Here is a 5,229-nt window from a genome sequence, read left to right as displayed (position 1 = left end):
CTGTATATATTTCTACTGCCAGATGTGCGTATTAATCATTGAATACGCACGGATTCTCCTTATGATACTCGTATGTATACTACAAATTGAAGTGCGGAATGTGGGTTTAATAGTTCTTCACGGGTAGCACCTAAAAACTGGCATAACCTATCATTGACATTGACAAAACGGCCTTCTGGTAAGGTAGAAATCCAAACGGGATCAGGACTATGATGAAAAATATTTGCAAATTTGGTTTCTGACTCCTGACGTTTAATAATTTCCTCTTTCAGTGCTTTTTTCTGCCTTTGAATTGTGAGTTGATTTTCTAAACGTGCTAATACTTCTTCCAGATGAAATGGTTTTGTAATGTAATCTACTCCCCCAGATTCAAAAGCTTTGACTTTATCAAATACTTCATCTAAAGCACTCACAAAAATTACGGGGATATCACATAAATCTGGATCGGCTTTAAGTGCCTGACAAACTTCATAACCGTCCATTTCTGGCATTTTAATATCTAGGAGAATTACATCTGGTGGCTTTATTTTGACGGTTTTTAGTGCCATTTTGCCACTAGTAACTCGGCGGACAATGTAGTTATATGTAAGTAATATTTCGCTTAATAATTGTAAGTTTTCAGGAATATCATCAACTAAAAGAATAGTGCCTTTATTTTCTGCCTTAGGATTAGGATTCATAATTAATTATGTTATTCTAAATGTTTTGGGGCGAAGCATTCGAGTGATGATCTATCAAAGATTCTACTAACTCAATAATTTGTTCAAATTTAGATTGGCTGATCAGTTCAGTTAAGGATTGAATTAAAACCGTTTCTGTTTGGGGAATGTCTTTAATTAATGGTAGCACTAAATTAAGATTTGCTTCTAGTGATGCTGTATATAGTTGGAAAAGCCATTCATTAGACATAATCCTTAAATCTTCCGATTTAAGCACATTTTCTGATGGAATTTGAAGACACACGGAGCTATCAGTAGTTCTAATTTTATCTATTGATATTTCCTTATAAAGATATTTAACACCCAAATGTTTAGCTAAGGTATCAAAAATTGTATGATCAGTAAAAGGTTTATGAATCAAATCATCACATCCAGAGGAAAGCACAATGGCTTTTTCTTCTTCTAAAGCACTTGCAGTGACAGCGATAATGGGGGTAGCATTGCCTTTGGTGGTAGATTTAATATACTTAGTGGCTGCGTAACCATCCATTACAGGCATTCTCATATCCATTAAAATGATGTGGGGTTCCCAATTATCCCAAATAGTGATAGCTTCTTGGCCATTACTAGCTTCTTTAATTTCAAAGCCCAAGGGTTCTAAAAGTTTAATTAATAATTGACGATGAATAGGTTTATCATCTACTGTTAATAGTTTATATGTGGGTTGATTTGGTGCAAGTTCTAAAATTTGTGCAGGTTTTTTGATGAGACTACTATTATTTTTTGGGCTTAATTTTGCTTGAATAGAAAATTTAAAAGTTGTCCCTTTTCCTAATTCACTCTCTACAGAAATATCACCGCCCATTAACTGGACAAACTTTTTACTAATTGCTAAACCTAAACCTGTTCCTTCTTGAGAGTTTTTTCCCGATTTTGTTTGATAAAAAGCTGTAAATAGTTGAGGTAATTCTGATGGGGCAATACCTACACCTGTATCACGAACTTGAAAATCAAGATTTAAAATCTCCATTGTTTCTTGACTACTATTATTTACCGTTAAAACAATCTCTCCTTCACGGGTAAATTTGAGAGAATTAGTAATTAAATTTAGTAATACTTGCCGAAGTTTCACAGCATCATTACAAATATAGCGAGGAACATTTTCACTGATTTTAAATATTAAATTTAGACCTTGATTACGTGCTTTTAAATGTAACATATATTCCAGGTCATCTAGCAATTTATAAAAATCAAAATCCGTAGGGTAAAAAGTAGTTTTACCTGCTTCTATTTTTGATAAATCCAGAACATTATTAATTAATGAGAGTAAATATTCCCCACTATGGTAAATGATATTTATATTTTCATATTGATCAGATGGTAGATGATGGGAGCGTAACATTAATTGGGAAAAACCAAGCACAGCATTTAAAGGAGAGCGCAATTCGTGGCTCATATTGGCAATAAAAGCACTTTTGGCTTGATTTGCCACTTCTGCGTTTTCTTTAGCAATTGCTAACTCTGTGGTGCGTTCCTGTACCCGATTTTCTAAGGTTTCCAAAGATGTTTGTAACTCCAATGCCATCTTATTAAATGATTTAGCCAGTTGCCCGATTTCATCTTTTGAAATAGTTGTAGCGCGGATATCTAAGTTACCTGCGGTAAATTGGGAAACTACATTAGTAAGATAAATGATGGGTTTAGTGAGCATTTGTCCAATTATAAAAGCGATAATTGTCACTACTCCAACAATAAATATAAATATAAATATTGCGTTATGAATTTGTTTTTTTACAGGTGCTAAGGCCACATCAACAGGTTGGGCAAATAACACAGACCATGATTTATATTTTAAATGAGCGATCGCTATTAAATTAGACTGATTAGCTGTAGGTGCTAAAGATTCTATCAGATAGGATTGTTTATTATCCAAGGCTTCCTTAATTTTTAATTCATTGGTAGTCATTCCTGGGGCTAAAAAATTAGTTAAATGCCCTTCTCGTTGCATTTTATGAATCACATTGCCAGGTAAAGCTACAATTGATTTAAAAACTAAGTTAGGTGCAGCACTATGTGCCAAATAAATATAATTTTCATCTAAAAGAATAGCCAAAGATTTTGCCCCTGCCCGTTCAGTTTGTTGAGTTACTAATTGCTGCACAACAGTAGCATTATATTTAATTCGCAACACACCCAATATCTTGCCATCGGGAGTACGAACTGGACTACTAAAAAACAGAGTAACAATGTTTGGCATATTTGGCATCTGCTTCATGGTAGACACAAAAGATAACCCTGTTGCCATCGGTTCTTGAAAATAATCTTGATTAGATTCATCTTTGCCAATATCCGGTGCATTTGTATCCAAAACATTTTTACCATTTAAATCCAACAAAGCATAAGAAATAATATTCAACATATCTTTCCGACTTAAACAAGTTAATGTTTTTAACGCCAACAGTTTTTCCGGGCCATTCTCTGGATGTGTGGGATGCAGACGGAGATAACGCAAATAAGAGGCCAAACCCGGTAAAATAGCCTCAACACGCACAGCACTAAGATTTTCATCAATAAAAGCATCTATACTGTTACTGGTTTCGTTAGCTGCTGCTGATAGGGCTTGTTGAGCGTTATTAGTTAGGGCTTTTTCAGTTGTCTCCTTATTGATAAATGTTAATAAAACTAATGGAGTCAAAGCAACGAAAAGAAACGAGGTGATTAATTTGGTGCGGATACTGTTTAAAACCGAGTGCGGCATAGCAGCAAATTAAGATAGAGGGTTGAAAAAGGAAGAATTAAATAAGGTTTTAATCTCAGGAATGCGCGTCACGTTGCCAGTACCAATAAAAAAGTCTGCATATATTTTGGCAGTTTTATAAATAGAATTAGAACTATTAAATTGAAATAATTGTTGATTTTCGGCTAAATTAGTGAGCTTAATTCCCCCTAAAGAAAGTTTATTGATCGGTATATTTAAAGCTTTACTAATGATAGCATTTCCTTCTTCAATGTTATTTTCCCAGTAAGTTGCAGCTTGTAGCCATGCTTGTACAAATGAGCGAATATCTTGGGGGCGATCGCGGATAATATTACCCCTAAATACTACTAGATCCAAAATCAACCCAGGAGTTTGTTTACTGGTAAATATAATATGTCCCCCTGAGTTTAAAGCATCAGAAAGATAGGGTTCCCAAGTATGTCCCGCTTGGATAGTATTATTTTTCAGGTTTGGGGGAATTTCTGAAGCCTCAACCTTAACTAAGTTCACATCTTCATTAGTTAAGTTCGCTGTTTTTAACATTTGAGTGACAAAAACTTCGCTAAAACTACCTAGTAAAGCACCCAAATTTTTTCCCTTTAAGTCAGCAACGGTTTTAATATCTGGTTGCGCGACTACCACATCTGCCCCATTTGTTTCATCCACAACCATCACAGCTTGCATATCAGGATTTTTGGCACTCAAGATTATGAAACTGCCTAAAGTTATACCGATACCATCATACTTCCCAGCACTAAAATCAGCCTGTTGCAATTGGGCAAACTTGATATCATATTTCAGTTCTACTTCTACCCCTTGGGCTTGAAAAAATCCTTTTTTTTGGGCAATAATGGCTGAATTATACCCGATAAAATTGATAAAAGCGACTTTTAAAGGAGAACGTTTCATTTGAGTCATTTTTGAACCCTGACAAGCAAATAACAAACTGGTAGTAATTATAAAAATAGTAATATATCTGAGTAATTTAGACATAGAAGATGTCACCGATAGGTTTATGATATACAGCAGAAGGCAGGAGGCAGTGGTAAAGGGCTACGCTTACGCTCACCAACCGGGGCAGGAAGCGGGTCTGATAGCACAATGTGGTGTAAGCCATGTTTTCCGTCTTAGTTTGTACCTGATTGACTTGCCATCTGCCGTAAATTTATGGTCATTCCGATTAAATGCAAACATGGAAAAAGTTTTAAAAGTTATTGAAGACGTAATTACTAACCCACCAATTCCCCATGAACCCCATAAACAATCTTTGAAAAATTGGGCAATGTATTGTTTACGAGATAGAGGTTTTATAGTTGTTTTCGCCCAAAATGCTGATTTTGCTGTACAATTTAAAACCGGGGAAAAGTTCTATTTTAAAGTTACCAATCAAGCCAATAATTTAGACAATGATGTTAACTGGATAGTTTGGGATGCTATAAATAAAAAAACCTCTTTGATTCGGCAATTTTGATTGTTGATTTTTGACTATTCCATGAATCTTACCTAATTCCTAGATATAGCAGGGAACAGGGAACAGGGAACAGGGAACAGGGAACAGGGAACAGGGAACAGGGAACAGGGAACAGGGAACAGGGAACAGGGAACAGGGAACAGGGAACAGGGAACAGGGAACAGGGAACAGGGAACAGGGAACAGGGAACAGGGAACAGGGAACAGGGAAGAGTGAGGAAAGCTCAGAGCATAGCAGGGAACAGAGTTAGAATGACATGAGAATGTATAGTAGGGTTGAAGTACATTCTGTAACTCCTTTTATTACTGACATCTATAACGAGCTCTAAACATCACAGTCAA

General features: G+C 35.6%; 4 protein-coding genes. 1 reads left to right on the top strand and 3 read right to left on the bottom strand.

What is annotated here, in order from left to right; translation table 11 throughout:
- Positions 1–59: 59 nt before the first annotated feature.
- Genes CUN59_RS18700 through CUN59_RS18690 form a run of 3 tightly spaced genes read right to left on the bottom strand, consistent with a single transcriptional unit; the run spans position 60 to position 4,410 of the window.
- Positions 60–680: a response regulator gene (locus tag CUN59_RS18700; protein ID WP_104389258.1), complete on the bottom strand. Its 621-nt coding sequence runs from the start codon at positions 678–680 to the stop codon at positions 60–62.
- A 16-nt stretch (positions 681–696) separates the two neighbouring features.
- Positions 697–3,417 (bottom strand): hybrid sensor histidine kinase/response regulator, encoded by a 2,721-nt coding sequence (locus CUN59_RS18695; protein ID WP_104389257.1) that lies wholly within the window; start codon positions 3,415–3,417, stop codon positions 697–699.
- A 9-nt stretch (positions 3,418–3,426) separates the two neighbouring features.
- On the bottom strand, positions 3,427–4,410 hold the full coding sequence (locus CUN59_RS18690; protein ID WP_104389256.1) for an ABC transporter substrate-binding protein: 984 nt from the start codon (positions 4,408–4,410) through the stop codon (positions 3,427–3,429).
- Positions 4,411–4,609: 199 nt separating this feature from the next.
- Between CUN59_RS18690 and CUN59_RS18685 the strand changes: the two genes are divergently transcribed.
- A complete protein-coding gene (locus CUN59_RS18685; RefSeq protein WP_104389255.1) occupies positions 4,610–4,888 on the top strand; it encodes a hypothetical protein in 279 nt (92 codons plus the stop codon).
- The last annotated feature ends 341 nt before the right edge of the window (positions 4,889–5,229 follow it).

It is taken from the genome of Cuspidothrix issatschenkoi CHARLIE-1, from assembly GCF_002934005.1.
Taxonomy (GTDB): domain Bacteria; phylum Cyanobacteriota; class Cyanobacteriia; order Cyanobacteriales; family Nostocaceae; genus Cuspidothrix; species Cuspidothrix issatschenkoi.
Note: the sequence above shows the minus strand (reverse complement) of the source record. Positions and strands in the feature narration are given on the sequence as shown.